The organism is Pseudomonas sp. R4-15 (assembly GCF_055768815.1).
Genome location: NZ_CM147293.1, coordinates 694,068 through 710,522, shown reverse-complemented (window position 1 = coordinate 710,522; position 16,455 = coordinate 694,068). Strand labels below are relative to the sequence as shown.

Here is a 16,455-nt window from a genome sequence, read left to right as displayed (position 1 = left end):
AAGAAGAAGTAGGTCGCCGTGCAGGGCGAAACCTGTAGTCCCATCCGAGGAAAGCGCGGCGCTCCCACTTCCAAGCCCAAAACCGCAAACACCAGAAGCAACGGCAGCGGCTCAGATTAGAGCCGCGCCGCAGCCCTCAGCCGATCGACATCAGGCTGGCGTTACCCCCGGCAGCAGCGGTGTTCACCGACAGCGCGCGCTCGATCAACAGGCGTTCGAGCGGTATTGCGGTATCGCCACGGTCGAGACCATGCACGCTGACGATCGGCCCCGGCAGTTGCGCGGCTTGCTCGCTGACCTGACGCAGGTGATCGGAATCGCCATGGTGCAGGATCGCCTCGAAGGGCACCGCACTGGCGCTCCAGTCGCTGCTCAGCTCGATGCGCGCACGCACGGCTTCCGGCAGTTGGGAGAGCAGTTCGCGAGCCAGCGGGACGTCGCTGAGCAGTACCTCGCAGCCCACCGCCAGGCTGGCGGCCAGTTGGGCGAGCAGGTCGGCGCGGTCGTCCGCCAGGCACAGCACGCGCTCGCGCGGCAGCAATGTGTAGCTGTTGCGCTCGCCGGTCGGGCCGGGCAGCAGGCGCGTGGTGCCGCTCTGCGAGAGCCCGGCATAACGCGCGCAAAGGCCGTCCAGTGCCGGCTCGGCCTTGGCCGCCCATTCGCGCAAGGCGACGAAGGCCTGCTCGGCCGATGCCAGCTTGGCCCGCACCGGTTCGGCATCGATCGCCTGCAACTGCGCCACCAGGGCTTCCGATGGACGCGTGGACAGCAGGCGGTAGAGGTACAGCGGGCCGCCGGCCTTGGGACCGGTGCCGGACAGACCCTCGCCCCCGAACGGCTGTACGCCGACCACCGCGCCGACCATGTTGCGGTTCACGTAGAGGTTACCGACCTTGGCGACCGACACCACCTGGTTGATGGTCTCGTCGATGCGCGTGTGCACGCCCAGGGTCAGGCCGTAACCGGTGGCATTGAGGCTCTCCATCAGGTTCTTGAGCTCGGCGCGCGGGTAACGCAGCACGTGCAGGACCGGGCCGAAGACTTCGCGTTCGAGCTCGTCGATGCTCTCGATCTCGATCAGCGTCGGCGTGACGAAGGTGCCGTGCGCCCGCTCGGCGGCATCGCCACGGGAAACCTGGAACACCTTGCGGCCCTTGTCGCGCATCTTCTGGATGTGTGCCTCGATGCCGGCCTTGGCCTCGGCGTCGATCACCGGGCCGATGTCGGTGCACAGCCGTTCCGGGTTGCCCAGTCGGTACTCGGCCATGGCACCCTTGAGCATGCCGACCACGCGCTCGGCGACGTCCGCCTGCACGCACAGCACGCGCAGTGCCGAGCAGCGCTGACCGGCGCTGTCGAAGGCCGAGTTGACCACGTCCACCACCACCTGCTCGGCGAGCGCCGAGGAGTCGACGATCATCGCGTTCTGCCCGCCGGTCTCGGCGATCAGCGGGATGGTCTGGCCGTGGGCATCGAGGCGACCGGCGAGGTTGCGCGCGAGGATGCGCGCCACGTCGGTGGAGCCGGTGAACATCACGCCGCGTACCGCGTCGGCGCCGACCAGGGCCGCCCCGACGGTCTCGCCACGCCCCGGCAGCAGTTGCAGAACGCCCTCCGGCACACCGGCTTCGAGCAGGATGCGCACCGCCTGGGCAGCGATCAGCGGCGTCTGTTCGGCGGGCTTGGCGAGCACGCTGTTACCGGCGGCGAGCGCCGCCGCCACCTGGCCGGTGAAGATCGCCAGGGGGAAGTTCCACGGGCTGATGCAGACCACCGGGCCCAGCGGGCGGTGGCTGTCGTTGGAGAAGCCATCACGCACCTGGCCGGCATAGAAGCGCAGGAAGTCCACGGCCTCGCGCACCTCGGCGATGGCGTTGGCGAAGGACTTGCCGGCCTCACGCACGAGGATGCCCATCAGCGGCTGCATCTGCGCTTCCATGGCGCTGGCGGCGCGCTCAAGGATCGCGGCGCGTTCGGCGGGCAGGGTGGCCTGCCAGATCGGCCCGCTGGACTGCGCGCAGCGCAGCGCGCCCTGCACGTCAGCCTCGCTGGCTTCGATCACCTGGCCGACCAGGTCACGCGCATCAGCCGGGTTGCGCAACGGCTGGGGCTCAGCGCCGGCCGCGCTCGGGCAGCCGAGCATCGGCGCGGCGAGATAGGCTTGGGTGGCGCTGGTGAGCAGCGCCGAGGACAGCGAGCCGAGCCGGTGTTCGTTGGCCAGGTCGAGGCCTTCGGAGTTTTCCCGACCTTCGCCGTAGAGCCCGCGCGGCAGCGGAATACGCGGATGCGGCAGGCCCAGGGTGCCTTCCTGCGCGGCCATCTGCTCGACCTGTTCGACCGGATTGCGCAGCAGGTCCTTGAGCGACACGCTGTGGTCGGCGATGAGGTTGACGAAGGAGGTGTTGGCGCCGTTCTCCAGCAGCCGGCGGACCAGGTAGGCGAGCAGCGTTTCATGGCTGCCGACCGGTGCGTAGATACGGCACGGGCGGTTCAACTTGCCATCCGCGACCTTGCCCACCACCTGCTCGTAGAGCGGCTCGCCCATGCCGTGCAGGCACTGGAACTCATACTGGCCGGGGTAGTAGTTCTGCCCGGCGAGCTGGTAGATCAGCGCCAGCGAGAGGGCGTTGTGGGTGGCGAACTGCGGGTAGATGCTCTCCGGCACGGCGAGCAGCTTGCGCGCGCAGGCCAGGTAGGACACGTCGGTGTAGACCTTGCGCGTGTAGACCGGGTAGCCCTCCAGGCCGGAGACCTGGGCCCACTTGATCTCGCTGTCCCAGTAGGCGCCCTTGACCAGGCGGATCATCAGGCGATGGTTGCTGCGCTTGGCCAGGTCGATCAGGTAGTCGATGACGTACGGGCAACGCTTCTGGTAGGCCTGGATGACGAAGCCGATACCATTCCAGCCGGCCAGCGAGGGCTCGAAGCACAGGCGCTCGAGCAGATCCAGGGACAGCTCCAGGCGATCGGCTTCCTCGGCGTCGATGTTGATGCCGATGTCGTACTGCTTGGCCAGTTGGGTGAGGCCCAGCACGGTCGGGTAGAGCTCTTCCATCACGCGCTCGTACTGCGCGCGGGCGTAACGCGGATGCAGCGCCGAGAGCTTGATGGAGATGCCCGGACCTTCATAGATGCCGCGCCCGTGGGAGGCCTTGCCGATGGCGTGGATGGCCCGCTCGTAGTCCGCCAGGTAGCGCTTGGCGTCTTCGTCGGTGAGCGCCGCTTCACCCAGCATGTCGTAGGAGTAGCGGAAACCCTTGGTCTCCATGGTGGTGGCGTTGGCCAGCGCCTGGCCGATGGTTTCGCCGGTGACGAACTGCTCGCCCATCAGGCGCATGGCCATGTCCACGCCCTTGCGGATCACCGGCTCCCCGCTCTTGCCGATGATGCGGTTGAGCGCCGAGGACATCTTCGCCTCGTTGTGCGTGGAGACCAGCTTGCCGGTGATCAACAGCCCCCAGGAAGCGGCGTTGACGAACATCGACGGGCTCTGCCCGAGGTGCTGGCTCCAGTTGCCGTTGGCGATCTTGTCGCGGATCAGCGCATCGCGCGTGGCCTTGTCCGGGATGCGCAGCAGCGCCTCGGCCAGGCACATCAGCGCCACGCCCTCCTGGGAGGACAGCGAGAATTCCTGCAGCAGCCCCTGTACCAGGCCCTGACGGCCACCGGCGTTCTTCTGCTTGCGCAGCGACTCGGCCAGCCCCAGCGCCAGCTTCTGCGCCTGGTCGGCGGTCGTCTTGGGCACGCGCGCGCCCTCGACCATCATCGCCACCGCCTCGGGTTCCGGGCGACGGTAGGCGGCGGTGATCGCCGCGCGCAGCACCGACTGCGGCAGCACGCTCTCGGCGAAATCGAGGAACGGCTGCAGGCCATGCTCGGGCGCCTCGGCAGCGGCATCCTCGCCCTGCTCACCCACCTCCGCAGGAAGCCCACGCTCGACCTGCTCCAGATAGCTGAAGATGGCCTGCTTGATCACCCAGTGCGGGGTGCGGTCGAGGGATTGTGCAGCCTGCTTGAGGCGTTCACGGGTGGCGTCGTCGAGCTTCACGCCGAGGGTGGTCATGGCCATCAGGAGTGGTCCTTCGCAAAGCATGGGAAATCAGATCACGGAACTGCCGATTTAACGCCTAGCGAGAGAAAGGTGCAACCAGGTGCAACCATCTTTTTTCGAAGTTGTCTGCGGCGGCCGCCGGCAGATACGAAAACGCCCGCACGAGGCGGGCGTTTTTCGCTACGGCTGAGCTCAGGGCTTGTTAGCCGCTTGCGCCGCCTCGATGACATCGCGACCGATCTGATCGATGTAGGGGTCCCAGGCCGGGCGCACGGCATCGCGCCAGGCGTTGCGCTGCTCAGGGGTGAGCTCGATCAGCTCCACCTTGCCGGTGGCCAGGGTGTTCTGCTTGGCCTTCTCGTTGAGCGCCGCCGCCTGGCGGTTAACCTCGGTGGTGACCTCGTCGATGATCTGCTCCAGCTGCGTGCGGATGTCCGCCGGCAGACCCTGCCAGAACTGGGTGTTGGTGATCAGTACGTAGTTGCCGATGGCATGGTTGGACTCGGTCATGTACGGCTGAACTTCGTAGTACTTCTGGCTGTAGATGTTCGACCAGGGATTGTCCTGGGCGTTGATCACACCGGTCTGCAGCCCCTGGTAGATCTCCGCGAAGCTCATCTTGCGCGGCACCGCGCGCAGCGCGCTGTACTGCGCTGCCTGCAGGTCGGAAGGCTGTACGCGGAACTTCAGGCCACGCGCATCCTTGGGTTCGCGCAGCGGCTTGTTGGCGGTCAGCTGGCGCATGCCGTTGAGCCAGTAGGCCAGTCCGGTGACGCCCTTGTCGTCCATCGAGTGCAGCAGCGCGCGGCCCTTCTCGGAGTTCTGGAAGCGCTGTGCGGCGGCCATGTCGTCGAACAGGAACATCAGGTCGAACAGCTGCAGCTGCTTGGTGTACTGCTCCAGCTTGGACGGCGCCGGCGCGAGCATCTGCACCTCATTGAGCAGCAGCGCTTCCATTTCCTTGCCATCGCCGAACAGCGAAGAGTTGGAATACACCTGCACCTTGACCTTGTCGGGCATGCGCTCTTCGACGAGCTTCTTGAACATCAGCGCGCCCTGGCCCTTGGGCGTGGAGTCGGCGGTGATGTGGGAGAACTTGATGAGAATCGGATCGGCCAGGGCCGTCGCGCTGAGGCTGGCGAGCAAAGCGCCGCCGGCAAACAGACGGGCCAGGCCGCGCAGGGTGAATCGCGCCATGTTGTCGTGCTCCTGTTGTAGTTGTTCGAGCGTGGGAACGGGCCGACTCTAACCCCCCGTCTGGTTCAGGCGTAATTCATATTTTGGCAATGATGCCTTCGCGTTACGCGAAGCCGATACCCGTAGCCCAGTCTTTATGCCCGCAGGCTTCGCCAATCGCGAGGGTCACGCCAGGTCCTCGCGTCCAGTGAGATGCGCCAGCATCTGCCGCGCGGTGACCGGCAGGCCCTCGAGGCCGCGCACGCAGATCTTCAGCTCGCGGCTGGCCCAGCTGTCGGCGAGCGGGATCACTGCCAGCGACAGGTTCGGCAGGTAGGTGCGCACCGCCTGCTCCGGGAGCACGCCGACGCCCATCCCGGTGTGGATCATCCGGCAGATCGCCTCGAAGCTGCGCACCTGGATGCGCAAGCGCAACGGCATGCCGAGTTGATGCGCGGTGTGCTGCAGCAGGCTGTGCAGCGAAGCATCCTGCTGCAGACCGATGAAGTCCAAACCGGCGGCCTCACGCAGCCACAGGCGCTGGCGCCCGGCCAGCGGATGGTCGGCCGGGGTCACCAGCGCCAGTTGGTCGCGGCGGTAGGCGAACACCTGTAGGCCGTCCGCCGGCAGATGCCCGGCGAAGATGCCGATATCGGTCAACCCCTCGCGCACGGCGCGAAGGGTTTCGCTGCTGACGCGTTCTTCCAGGTCGATCTTCACCTCCGGATGCTGATGGGTGAACGCCGCCAGGTCCTCGGGGAGGAATTCGATCACCGCGGAGGTATTGGCGTGGATGCGCACGTGGCCTTTCACCCCGAGGCTGAACTCGGAGAGGTCGGCGCTCATTCGTTCGAGGCTGTCGAGCATGTTGCGCGCATGGTGCAGCAGCGCATGCCCGGCCGGCGTCAGCTCGACCCCCTTGGGCTGGCGATAGAGCAGCGCGGTGCCCAACTGCGCCTCCAGATCGCTGATACGCTTGCTGACGGCGGCCAGCGCCAGGTGCTCGCGCTCGGCGGCGCGGGTCAGGCTGCGCGCATCGGCAATCGCCGCGAACAGCTTGAGCGTGATGAAATCGACGCGGCGCATCGAACCTCCGGCTTCGCCTCAGGCGAAAACTCCTGTGGATAAATCTTCCTGGAGAGGCATTGCCTACACCCTCCTTCGTCGTACGCGAAGCCTAGCTTGGCAATCCGGTAATTGCCCAGCCCCGCTGTCAGCGGCATGCTGCGCGCCATGCAGGCAAAAACCGGCAACAAGGTGAATGCGATGACTGAACGAACGGACGGCGCCCTGCCACTGCAGGGGCTGAAAGTGGTGGAAATGGGCCAACTGATCGCCGGCCCCTTCGCCAGCAAGCTGCTCGGCGAGTTCGGCGCCGAGGTGGTGAAGATCGAGCCGCCGGGCGTCGGCGATCCGCTGCGCAAGTGGCGCAAGATCAAGGACGGCACCTCGCTCTGGTGGCACGTGCAGTCGCGCAACAAGCGCTCGCTGACCCTCGACCTGCGAGAGGCCGAAGGCCAGGACATCGCTCGCCGGCTGATCGCCGAGGCCGACGTACTGATCGAGAACTTCCGTCCCGGCACCCTCGAAGGCTGGGGCATGGGTTACGCGGCACTCGCCGCGCTCAACCCGAAGCTGATCATGCTGCGTATCTCCGGTTACGGGCAGACCGGTCCCTACCGCGACCTGCCCGGTTTCGGCGTGATCGGCGAGGCGATGGGCGGCCTGCGCCACCTCTCCGGCTATCCGGGCCAGGCGCCGGTGCGCGTGGGCATCAGCATCGGCGACTCGCTGTCTTCGCTGTACGGCGTGATCGGCGTGCTGCTGGCCCTGCAGGAGCGCGCCCGCAGCGGCCAGGGCCAGGAGATCGACGTGGCGCTGTACGAGTCGGTGTTCGCCATGATGGAGAGCCTGGTGCCGGAGTACGACGCCTTCGGCTACGTGCGAGAGCCGGCCGGCAGCGCGCTGCCGGGGATCACTCCGTCCAACTCCTACCCGTGCAACGACGGCGCCTACGTGCTGATCGCCGGCAACGGCGACTCCATCTACAAGCGCCTGATGACGCTGATCGGCCGCCAGGACCTGGCCGACGATCCGGCACTGGCCCACAACGACGGCCGCGCGCAGCAGGCCGAGCGGATCGACACGGCGATTGCCGAATGGACCCGCCAGCACAGCCGCGACGCCGTGATCGAAGCCCTCAAGGGAGCCCGCGTGCCGGCCGGCTTCCCCTACACCGCCGCCGACATCGTCGCCGACCCGCACTACCTGGCGCGCGGCATGATCGAACAGGTGCAGACCTCCACCGGTCCGCTGAAGGTCCCCGGCGTGCTGCCCAAGCTGGGCCGCACGCCCGGTCGCATCGGCGCCGGCGGTCCGCAGTTGGGCGAGCACAGCGACGACATCCTCGCCGGTCTCGGCCTGAGCGACGAACAGGTCGCCGGCCTGCGCGAACGCGGGATCATCTGAACCACGCCCACCAGCCCGTAGCCTGGGTTGAACGCAGTGATACCCAGGACATCGCCCCCGGCTGTCGCTGCGCTCGACCCAGCTACGCACTCGACACCCCCAGGACCCGACCATGAGCCAACGCCTCTACATCCAGGAAGTCGCCACCCGTGACGGCTTCCAGATCGAACCCGGCTTCGTCCCTACCGAAGACAAGATTTCGCTGATCGACGCCCTCTCGCGCACCGGCCTGGCGAAGATCGAAGTGACCTCCTTCACCTCGCCCAAGGCGATTCCCAACCTGCGCGACGCCGAAGAGGTGATGCGCGGCATCACCCGCCAGCCGGGCGTCGAGTACAGCGTGCTGGTGCCCAACCTGAAGGGCTGCGAGCGCGCCCTGTCCTGCCAGGTGGACGAGATCAACCTGGTGATGTCGGCCAGCGACACCCACGGCCTGGCCAACCTGCGCATGACCCCGGAACAATCGCTGCTGCAGTTCGCCGAGATCGTCCGCGCCAGCGCCGGCAGCGGCGTGTTCGTCAACGCCTCGCTGTCCACCACCTTCGGCTGCCCGTTCGAGGGCGCGGTGCCCGAGGCGCGGGTACTGCAACTGATCGAACGCCTGCTGGAGATCGGCGTGCAAGGCGTGACCCTCTGCGACACCACCGGCATGGCTGATCCGGCGCAGGTGGCTCGACTCTGCCAGCAGGTGCTGGCGCGCTGGCCGCAGTTGCAGTTCACCGCGCACTTTCACAACACCCGCGGCATGGGCCTGGCGAATGCCCTGGCGGCGCTGCACAGCGGCATCCTGCGCTTCGACGCCTCCCTCGGCGGACTCGGCGGTTGCCCCTACGCGCCCGGCGCCAGCGGCAACATCTGCACGGAAGACCTGGTACACATGTTCGCGCGCATGGGCCTGGACACCGGCGTCGACCTCGATGCCCTGCTCGCCTGCGCGGCGCGCCTGCCACGACTGCTCGACCACGATGTGCCGGGGGCGATCCTCAAGGCCGGCAAGGCTGACCGTCAGTATCCACGGCCCCGCTCGCTGCAGGCCTGACACGGCGCCGGGTGATGGCCCGGCGCCCCTTCTCCCGCGGGCGCCGGATCGGGTAAGCTCAGCGCACATTCCATGGCGAGTCCCGTCATGCTCACGCTAGGCAATCTCACGCTGTTCCTGCTGCTCTGCGCCATCGGCGCCTGGTTGTGGCATGGACATGGCGTGCGCGAACGGGCCCTGCAGCAGGTGCGCCGTCACTGTGCCAAGGCCGATGTCCAGTTGCTCGACGACGCGGTGGCGTTGCGCCGCTTCGCCTGGCTCGCCGATGCCAAGGGCCGGCGCCGCCTGGCGCGCGTCTACGGGTTCGAATTCACCGTCACCGGCGAGCAACGCCACGCCGGCAGCCTGGTGATGTTCGGTGGCCAGCTCGGGCGCATCGAGCTCGAGCCCCATCCCAGCCCCTCGCCGACCCGCGATCGCCAGCAAAGCCTGCCCGGCGCAGCGCTGCCCGTGGTGGCCCCGGAAGCGCCCCGCCAAGCCCAGCCCAACAACGTGGTGCATCTGGAGCAATGGCGCCGCGACCATCCCAATGAAAGGCAGAGCAAACCAAGAGCGTGACCGAGCGGTCTATAGTGGATATTCCACACGCACTTGGGAGTTCTCCGCATGAGCAAGGTTCACAAGGTCGCCGTCATCGTCGGCAGCCTGCGCAAGGCCTCCATCAATCGCAAACTGGCACAGGCGCTGGCGGAACTGGCCCCCTCCTCGTTGCACCTGTCGATCGTCGAGATCGGCGATCTGCCGCTGTATGACGAAGACATCGATGGCGATGCGGCGCCCGCCGCCTATGGGCGCTTCCGTAGCGAGGTCGGCGCGGCCGACGCGCTGCTGTTCGTCACGCCCGAGTACAACCGTTCGATTCCCGCACCGATGAAGAATGCCATCGACGTCGGCTCGCGGCCTTATGGCAAGAGCTGCTACACCGGCAAGCCCGGCGCGGTCCTCAGCGCCTCGCCCGGCGCCATCGGCGGCTTCGGCGCCAACCAGCATCTGCGCCAATGCATGGTCTTCCTCGATGTGCCGATGATGCAGCAGCCCGAGGCCTACCTGGGTGGTGCGGGCGCCTTCTTCGACGAGCAGGGTCAGCTGAGCGAGAGCGTGAAGCCGTTCCTGCAGCGCTTCATCGACGCTTATGCGAAGTGGGTCGGACGCCACGTCGGGAGTTGATCGGTCAGGCGCCGAGCAGGAAGTCACGCACCCGGGTGGCCGTGGCTTCCGGCTGGGCCTGCATGAAACAGTGATCGCCCTCCACCGCGCGCGCCGTCACGTGCGCGTTGATCGCACACAGGCGCGCCGCCGCACGGCTGACGAAGGGGTAGGTGTCGTGGCCATGCAGCAGCAGCGTCGGCGTGCTCAGGCGCCGCAGCGAGGGCCACAGGCGCCGCGGGAAGGAACTGAAGACCTCGGCCTCGCGGCTGGGCGCGCATTTGAGCTGCACCCCGCCATCCTCTGCATCGCCCAGGGCATGCTCCACGTAGGCCCATAGCGCATCGTCACGCCAGTAGCGAAAGATCCCGCGGCCGTGGAACGCATCGAAGGCCGCCTGGCGATCACTCCAATGCTGGCGCCGACGCGCCGCGCCACGCGCCAGACGCAAGCGGCGCTGCAGTCCCAGCAGGATAGTGGTGCCCATCGCACCAATCATCGCCGGACTGAACAGCACCGGGTCGAGCAGCACCGCGCGGCGGAACAGCTCGGGGTGCTCGGCGAGGATCAGGCTGCTCAGCACGCCGCCGAAGCTGTGGCCCAGGGCATAGCGCGGCACCTCGCCAAACAGGCCACGGCCCGCCTCGAAGGCCTCCACCGCCAGCGCGGCATTGCGGTTCCAGCCGAGGAAGCGGCCGCCGTGGTCCGACTCGCCATGCCCCTGCAGATCGCACAGCCAGAGATCGAAATCCTCGGCCAGCACCGCGAGCATCGGTGAATAGACCCGGGTACAGAAGCCATTGCCGTGGAGAAAGTGCAGCAAGGGCTTGCCACTGGGCTCGCTACGCCAACCGCGCAGCGTAAAGCCGGCGGAGCAGGAATGGGACCAGGGGAGTAGATGCATGGAGACGCTGTCCTTTGTTGTTATGGAAGGCCGGGGACGGCTCAAACGCTATCGGTTCGGCACTCGATCAGCCCCTGCTCCAGCGCGGCGACGTCCTGCGCCTGGGCGAAGATCAGCTCGATCCGCGAGTCGCGGCGCCAGGCGCTAGGCTGCCAGTCGCACGCGGAGCCCGGCAGCAGGTTCAGGGCACGTCCGCCCTCCGCAGTTTGGATCACCAGCTTCGCGCGTTGCCAGGGCTGCGCGGCCAGCCAGGCCTGCAAGGGCTCCCAGGCAAAACGCTGCGAGGGGTGGAAGCGCCAGCCGACGCTCCAGCCTTCCGCTGCATCCTGGATCTGCCTCAGCGGAACGCTCGGGTCGCTCCAGAGCAGCGGAAAGGGCGCCGTCCCCTGGGGTAACCCATCCAGCGCGAAGCCGCTCTGCGCCATCGCCGGCGGCGCGCTGGGTAACCCCGTGAACGGTAGATAAGCCTGCTCGGTCCAGTAGAGCGGACGCTCCGGCAGACGTGCCACTATCGCATCGCGCTGCGCCGAATCGAGCCCCTCGGCCTTGTTCAGCAGCAGCAGACCGGCGCTGGCCAGCATGTCCTGCTGGGCCGGCGGCAAGGACTGGCCAGCCGCCAGTGCAGCCGCATCGAGTACCAGTACCGGCGGCTGCAGCGCCAGCACGTCCCGCCAGGGCGCTGCGCTCAGTTGCTGCAGCAGGGCGGCGGGATGCCCCAGGCCGGAAGGCTCGATGAACAGCCTGTGTGGCCGCGCACGGCGTAGCAGGCGGCCCAGCGCCACGGAAAACGGCACGCCGTTGACGCAGCACAGGCAGCCCCCGGCGACCTCGGCGAAACTCACACCCTCTTCGTCACGGGCGAGCAGCGCCGCATCCAGGCCGACTTCGCCGAACTCGTTGATCAACAGCGCCCAGCGCTCAGCCGCCGGGCGCTGCGCGAGCAACTGGCGCAGCAAACTGGTCTTGCCGGCTCCCAGGGACCCGGCAATCAGATGGGTGGGAATCTGTTCGAGCATTTGGACCTCGTCATCCACGCGGACCGCCACTGGGCGTGCTAACGTGCGCCTCGCCGCCGATCACCGGAGCCACCATGCGCGCGTTGCTGCTACTGCCCTTGCTGATGTCGCTTGCCAGCACGGCCTTTGCCCAGGCCTGCATCATACGCAGCCAGGCGCAGGGGGTCTCGGTGGAGCTGTGCCAGGCGAACGTGGATATCCCCGAATCGCTGTTTCGCGAAGGCTTCTGCCAGCCGCAGCTACAGGGACAGCAAACCGAGGTGGAGTTCGTCGCGCAATGCCCGCAAGGCGCCTTTGGCGTCTGCCGCGGCGCCCACGCCGGCGGCGTGCCCTATCGCCAGGACATCCACTACTACGGCGTCGCCAGCGATGCCCGCTTCCTCGCCCCGGCCTGTGCCGAGCAGAGCGGCGGAACCTGGCACACAGGGGATTGAAGCACGCGTTCCACGTGGAACAGCTCAGGCGTCCTCCTCCCGGTAGATGCGCATGCCGCGCGCCTGGTAGTTCGCCAGAGCGCCGGCATGGTCCAGCGAGCAGGTGTGGACCCAGACCCGCTCGGTTCCCGCCCAGGACCAGGCGCTGTCCAGGGCGTGAGTCAGCAAGGGTCCGCCAAAACCTTCGCCGATACAGTCGACGGCGAGTCCGAAATAGAGAATCTCGACGTTACGAGCATCGGGCCGCTGCAATTCGTAGTAGCCGGCGATGGCACCCTGCCGATAGGCGACGAAGGTGCGATGGGAATCGCTTTCCACCAGCTCGCGCCACTGCGCATCGCTCCAGGAAAGCTTGTCGGTCCAGGCCCAGGGGCCGCCCACCAATTGATAGAGAAAGCGATTGAAGGCGAACTGTGGGCGCTGTACTTCCACCACGCTCAGCGCGGCGGGAAGCGCCTTGCCCCGTAGCTGCGCGGGCTCGAGCATTTCCAGGTACCAGGTGCGAAGCATGTTGCAGTTCCTTGCCGAAAGCGGGGTCTGAAAAAGCGAAACCCACCTCGCGGTGGGCTTCGGGTCCTGCAGTTGTGCTCAACCAGCCGGGCTGGATTGCGCGCAACTCCAGAGTTCGAGCGCAGGCCGGCTCGCTTGTGGCGGGCCCAGCCATTTGCTCAGGGCATTGCATTGCCCGTCATGACAGATGAAGTAATCCCCCGCTTCGGGCGTACGCCCGACCCGCAGGGGCTGCAATGGCGGTATCTGGTTCTGGTAGTGCCAGCTGCCATCGCGCAACACGGCGCCGTCAGGGATTTCCATGCCGGCGCCGGTGCCCTTGACTCGCGCCTCGCCGAGCAGCAGCCCGTCCGGCGTGACGCGATAATCCTCTTCCCAGCGAATGTGCTCGATGGTGTGGTACCAGGCCAGGGTGAAGTCGCGGTAGGGCAATTGTGCCCATACCGCGCCCGCCAGGCCAAGGCACAGCCCGATCACGCGGTAACCGCGCGATCACGGCTGCGCCACAGGTGCTGGGCGATCAGCAGCACGCCGAGGGCGTAGCCGATTTCGTCGGTCGCCGGCAGTGCCATGATCAGCGTAGCGCCCGCGGCGAAGGCGACCAGCCGCTCCCACCAGGCCAGTCGGCCCTTGAGGTAACCGATCGAGGCCATGCCCCAGAGGGTGATGGCGAAGGCGGCCTTGATCACCATGTAGGCGGTCATCCACAGGCTGTCGCCCTGCAGCATCAGCGACGGGTTGTAGACCGCCATGAACGGCACGACGAAACCGGCCGCCGCGATGCGCACCGCCCACAGGCTGATCTTCAACCCGGTCTCCTTGGCGATCGGCGCCGCGGCGAAGCAGGCCAGCGCCACCGGCGGCGTGAGGTCGGCGAGGATGCCGAAGTAGAAGACGAACATGTGCGAGACGATCAGCGGCACGCCCAGGTCGAGCAGCGCCGGTGCGGCGATGGAACTGGTGATGATGTAGTTGGGGATGGTCGGAATGCCCATGCCCAGCACCAGGCAGGTGATCATCGTCAGCAGCAGCGAGAGGAACAGGTTGTCCTTGCCCACGGCGAGGATGTAGCCGGCGAAGGTGGAAGCCACCCCGGTCAGCGAGACGATGCCGATGATCACCCCGACCAGGGCGCAGGCGATACCTACCGGCACCGCATGGCGCGCGCCTTCGACCAGTGCGAACAGGCAGACCTTGAGCGTCTCGCGGCCACCCTTGACGAAGAAGCAGGCGACCACCAGAACCGCGATCACCGCGAAGACCACGCCGATGCCGAGCTTGAAGAAGCCGGTGCAGAGCAGCCCCAGGGCGATCCAGAAGGCGATGCGCAGGCCGAAGTTCGACACCCGCAGGATGATCGCCGAGCCGAGCACGACAATGGCGGTCAGCGCCAGGCCGACCATCCCGGAGAACAATGGCGTACGCCCGGAGAACAGCAGGTAGACCAACACCGCCAACGGGATCAGCAGGTACCAGCTCTTCTTCACCGCGCCCCAGGCGCTCGGGCACTGGTCCTTGGGCAGGCCCTTGAGGTTCGCGCGCTTGGCTTCCAGGTGAACCATCCAGAACACCGAGCCGAAATACAGCAGCGCCGGAATCAGCGCCGCCTTGGCGATCTCGACGAAGGGCACGTTGATGGTCTCGGCCATGATGAAGGCCACGGCGCCCATCACCGGCGGCATGATCTGGCTACCCATGCTGGAGGTGGCCTCGACGCCGCCGGCAAACGCCGAGCGGTAGCCGAAGCGCTTCATCAGCGGGATGGTGAACTGCCCAGTGGTAACCACGTTGGCCACGCCCGAACCGGTGATGGTGCCCATCAGCGCCGAGGACGCCACCGAGACCTTGGCCGGACCGCCGAGCTTGTGGCCGAACAGGCCCATGGAGAAGTCGGTGAACAGTTTGATCATCCCCGCCTGTTCGAGGAAGGCGCCGAACAGGATGAACAGGAAGATGTAGGTCGCCGACACGTAGATCGGGGTGCCGTAGAAGCCTTCGGTACCGAACGACAGCTGGTTGACGATCTGGTCGAAACCATAGCCGCGGTGCGCCAGGTCGCCCGGCAGGTACTGGCCGAGCAGGCCGTAGGCGAGGAACAGCCCGCAGATGATCGGCAGGGCAATACCCATCACCCGCCGCGCCGCTTCGAAGACCAGCACGATGAGCAGGATGCCGATGATGAAGTCGCTCGTGCTGAGATCGCCGGAACGCTGAATCAGCTCGACCTCGAACACCCACTGGTAGACCGCAGTGGCCATGCCGGCCAGGCCCAGCAGCCAGCCCAGCGGCTGCCACGGACGGCCCTTGCCGACCGCCGGAAAGCTGATGAACACCACCAGCAGCAGGAAGCCGACGTGCACCGCACGCAGCACCTGGGTCGAGACCGGATGAAAGGCGGCGGTGATGATCTGGAACACGGAGAACAGCAAGGCGACGGCGAACAGCGCCTTCGGCCAGCTCGCAGGGCTATCGTGCAGCCCCTGTTGCGGATCGCTCATGAAGAGTGCCTCGGAGTTTCGAAAATAAGAGCCGCTGACGAAGCCACGCGCGGCGTACTGCGCACGGGCTTTGCCGGTGCCTCTAGGGAGGAGCGGCGGCCTGGCGGCCGCCGCGTCAAGCGCAAGGGATCAGAGCGCGCCGACTTCCTTGTAGTAGCGCTCGGCACCCGGGTGCAGCGGGATCGGCAGGTTCTTCACCGCGCCTTCCAGGGTGATGTCCTTGGCCGCGGCGTGGGCGTTGCCCAGGCGATCGAGGTTATCGAACATCAGCTTGGTCATCTGGTAGGCGACCTCGTCGGAGACGCCTTCATGGGTGACCAGGATGTTGGAGATGGCGGCGGTCGGCACGTCGGTGGTCTGGCCATCGTAGGTGTTGGCCGGGATCACCTTGGACTGGTAGACCGGGTTACCGATCTTCGCCACGACCTCGGCGGGGATTTCCACGAAGTTCACCGGCATGGTGGCAGCCAGGTCGCGCAGCGCGGCCATGCCCAGGCCGGAGGACTGCAGGGTGGCATCCAGCTGGCGGTTCTTGATCAGCTCGACCGACTCGGCGTAGGGCAGGAATTCCACCTTGGCCATGTCCTCATAGCTCATCCCGGCGGCCTTGAAGATGGCGCGCGCGTTGAGCTCGGTACCGGACTTCGGCGCGCCGACGGAGATGCGCTTGCCTTTCAGGTCGGCCAGGGTCTTGATTCCGGATTCCTGGCTGGCGACCACCTGTACGTAGTTCGGGTAGATCGCGGCGATCGCGCGCAGCTTCTTCAGCGGCTTCTTGAAGCCGACCTCTTCCGTGCCGTTCCAGGCATCGGATACCGAATCGCCGATGGCGAAGGCCAGCTCGCCGCGCCCGGCTTCGAGCAGGTTGAGGTTTTCCACCGAGGCCTTGGTCGCCTGCACCGAGGTCTTCGAACCCTCGATACCATTGCTGTAGAGCTGCGACAGGGCGACGCCGATGGGGTAGTAGACACCACTGGTGCCACCGGTGAGGACGTTGATGAAGGTGGGGGCTGCGAAAGCGGCGGTGCTGGCGGTCAGCGCAGCGGCCGCGGCGAAGAGGCCGAAGCGTTTCTTCAGGGACATGGGATCACTCCATTGTTCTTATTCAGGTCTGCGGGCGTTCTTCGACACCCGTGCCAAGAGACATTAGCAGCTCCCGTGCCAGCCGAGGAAATCCCGTGCTAATGGGGGTCGACGCGGTACACAGCGCAC

The 16,455-nt window shown here is 66.8% G+C and carries 14 protein-coding genes; 5 read left to right on the top strand and 9 right to left on the bottom strand.

Annotated features, from left to right (window positions below; genetic code table 11):
- Positions 1–136: 136 nt before the first annotated feature.
- The 3 genes from putA to ACYRGX_RS03335 all read right to left on the bottom strand — a co-directional run bounded on the left by putA (position 137) and on the right by ACYRGX_RS03335 (position 6,313).
- Entirely contained in the window at positions 137–4,069 is a 3,933-nt protein-coding gene (gene putA / locus ACYRGX_RS03345; protein ID WP_473055197.1) for a trifunctional transcriptional regulator/proline dehydrogenase/L-glutamate gamma-semialdehyde dehydrogenase, read from the bottom strand.
- Between the two features lie 174 nt (positions 4,070–4,243).
- Positions 4,244–5,248: a TRAP transporter substrate-binding protein gene (locus tag ACYRGX_RS03340; RefSeq protein WP_473055196.1), complete on the bottom strand. Its 1,005-nt coding sequence runs from the start codon at positions 5,246–5,248 to the stop codon at positions 4,244–4,246.
- 165 nt (positions 5,249–5,413) lie between these two features.
- Positions 5,414–6,313 carry a LysR family transcriptional regulator gene (locus ACYRGX_RS03335; protein WP_473055195.1) on the bottom strand — a complete coding sequence of 300 codons (900 nt, stop codon included), beginning with the start codon at positions 6,311–6,313 and terminating at the stop codon, positions 5,414–5,416.
- Positions 6,314–6,493: 180 nt separating this feature from the next.
- Here ACYRGX_RS03335 and ACYRGX_RS03330 point away from each other — a divergent pair, with 180 nt between their 5' ends.
- From ACYRGX_RS03330 to ACYRGX_RS03315, 4 genes are all read left to right on the top strand, one after another.
- Complete coding sequence (locus ACYRGX_RS03330; RefSeq protein ID WP_473055194.1) at positions 6,494–7,696, top strand: CaiB/BaiF CoA transferase family protein; 1,203 nt, start codon at positions 6,494–6,496, stop codon at positions 7,694–7,696.
- 112 nt (positions 7,697–7,808) lie between these two features.
- On the top strand, positions 7,809–8,735 hold the full coding sequence (locus ACYRGX_RS03325; protein ID WP_473055193.1) for a hydroxymethylglutaryl-CoA lyase: 927 nt from the start codon (positions 7,809–7,811) through the stop codon (positions 8,733–8,735).
- An 87-nt stretch (positions 8,736–8,822) separates the two neighbouring features.
- On the top strand, positions 8,823–9,293 hold the full coding sequence (locus ACYRGX_RS03320) for a DUF3301 domain-containing protein (RefSeq protein ID WP_473055192.1): 471 nt from the start codon (positions 8,823–8,825) through the stop codon (positions 9,291–9,293).
- 48 nt (positions 9,294–9,341) lie between these two features.
- Positions 9,342–9,902 (top strand): NADPH-dependent FMN reductase, encoded by a 561-nt coding sequence (locus ACYRGX_RS03315; RefSeq protein ID WP_473055191.1) that lies wholly within the window; start codon positions 9,342–9,344, stop codon positions 9,900–9,902.
- A gap of 4 nt (positions 9,903–9,906) precedes the next feature.
- Here the strand turns inward: ACYRGX_RS03315 and ACYRGX_RS03310 are convergent, their stop codons facing one another.
- A complete protein-coding gene (locus ACYRGX_RS03310; protein ID WP_473055190.1) occupies positions 9,907–10,785 on the bottom strand; it encodes an alpha/beta fold hydrolase in 879 nt (292 codons plus the stop codon).
- A 41-nt stretch (positions 10,786–10,826) separates the two neighbouring features.
- A complete protein-coding gene (locus ACYRGX_RS03305) occupies positions 10,827–11,801 on the bottom strand; it encodes a CobW family GTP-binding protein (RefSeq protein ID WP_473055189.1) in 975 nt (324 codons plus the stop codon).
- A 74-nt stretch (positions 11,802–11,875) separates the two neighbouring features.
- Here ACYRGX_RS03305 and ACYRGX_RS03300 point away from each other — a divergent pair, with 74 nt between their 5' ends.
- Positions 11,876–12,235 carry an NADH:ubiquinone oxidoreductase gene (locus tag ACYRGX_RS03300; protein WP_473055188.1) on the top strand — a complete coding sequence of 120 codons (360 nt, stop codon included), beginning with the start codon at positions 11,876–11,878 and terminating at the stop codon, positions 12,233–12,235.
- Between the two features lie 24 nt (positions 12,236–12,259).
- Here ACYRGX_RS03300 and ACYRGX_RS03295 read toward each other — a convergent pair whose 3' ends face one another.
- The 4 genes from ACYRGX_RS03295 to ACYRGX_RS03280 all read right to left on the bottom strand — a co-directional run bounded on the left by ACYRGX_RS03295 (position 12,260) and on the right by ACYRGX_RS03280 (position 16,326).
- Complete coding sequence (locus tag ACYRGX_RS03295; protein WP_473055187.1) at positions 12,260–12,745, bottom strand: GNAT family N-acetyltransferase; 486 nt, start codon at positions 12,743–12,745, stop codon at positions 12,260–12,262.
- Positions 12,746–12,823: 78 nt separating this feature from the next.
- Positions 12,824–13,222 carry a DUF1850 domain-containing protein gene (locus tag ACYRGX_RS03290; protein WP_473055186.1) on the bottom strand — a complete coding sequence of 133 codons (399 nt, stop codon included), beginning with the start codon at positions 13,220–13,222 and terminating at the stop codon, positions 12,824–12,826.
- Positions 13,219–15,243, bottom strand: a complete 2,025-nt coding sequence (locus tag ACYRGX_RS03285; RefSeq protein WP_473055185.1) for a TRAP transporter permease — start codon at positions 15,241–15,243, stop codon at positions 13,219–13,221. The genes ACYRGX_RS03290 and ACYRGX_RS03285 overlap by 4 nt, the downstream gene beginning before the upstream one ends.
- A 129-nt stretch (positions 15,244–15,372) precedes the next feature.
- A complete protein-coding gene (locus tag ACYRGX_RS03280) occupies positions 15,373–16,326 on the bottom strand; it encodes a TAXI family TRAP transporter solute-binding subunit (protein ID WP_473055184.1) in 954 nt (317 codons plus the stop codon).
- Positions 16,327–16,455 lie beyond the last annotated feature (129 nt).

What these genes read in the sequence shown, in the direction of transcription:
- ACYRGX_RS03320 (WP_473055192.1), top strand. Translation starts at nt 8,823, where the DNA reads ATGCTCACGCTAGGCAATCTCACGCTGTTCCTGCTGCTCTGCGCCATC.
- ACYRGX_RS03295 (WP_473055187.1), bottom strand. Translation starts at nt 12,745, where the DNA reads ATGCTTCGCACCTGGTACCTGGAAATGCTCGAGCCCGCGCAGCTACGG.
- ACYRGX_RS03325 (WP_473055193.1), top strand. Translation starts at nt 7,809, where the DNA reads ATGAGCCAACGCCTCTACATCCAGGAAGTCGCCACCCGTGACGGCTTC.
- ACYRGX_RS03340 (WP_473055196.1), bottom strand. Translation starts at nt 5,248, where the DNA reads ATGGCGCGATTCACCCTGCGCGGCCTGGCCCGTCTGTTTGCCGGCGGC.
- ACYRGX_RS03310 (WP_473055190.1), bottom strand. Translation starts at nt 10,785, where the DNA reads ATGCATCTACTCCCCTGGTCCCATTCCTGCTCCGCCGGCTTTACGCTG.
- ACYRGX_RS03315 (WP_473055191.1), top strand. Translation starts at nt 9,342, where the DNA reads ATGAGCAAGGTTCACAAGGTCGCCGTCATCGTCGGCAGCCTGCGCAAG.
- ACYRGX_RS03330 (WP_473055194.1), top strand. Translation starts at nt 6,494, where the DNA reads ATGACTGAACGAACGGACGGCGCCCTGCCACTGCAGGGGCTGAAAGTG.
- ACYRGX_RS03335 (WP_473055195.1), bottom strand. Translation starts at nt 6,313, where the DNA reads ATGCGCCGCGTCGATTTCATCACGCTCAAGCTGTTCGCGGCGATTGCC.
- putA (WP_473055197.1), bottom strand. Translation starts at nt 4,069, where the DNA reads ATGGCCATGACCACCCTCGGCGTGAAGCTCGACGACGCCACCCGTGAA.
- ACYRGX_RS03280 (WP_473055184.1), bottom strand. Translation starts at nt 16,326, where the DNA reads ATGTCCCTGAAGAAACGCTTCGGCCTCTTCGCCGCGGCCGCTGCGCTG.
- ACYRGX_RS03285 (WP_473055185.1), bottom strand. Translation starts at nt 15,243, where the DNA reads ATGAGCGATCCGCAACAGGGGCTGCACGATAGCCCTGCGAGCTGGCCG.
- ACYRGX_RS03300 (WP_473055188.1), top strand. Translation starts at nt 11,876, where the DNA reads ATGCGCGCGTTGCTGCTACTGCCCTTGCTGATGTCGCTTGCCAGCACG.
- ACYRGX_RS03305 (WP_473055189.1), bottom strand. Translation starts at nt 11,801, where the DNA reads ATGCTCGAACAGATTCCCACCCATCTGATTGCCGGGTCCCTGGGAGCC.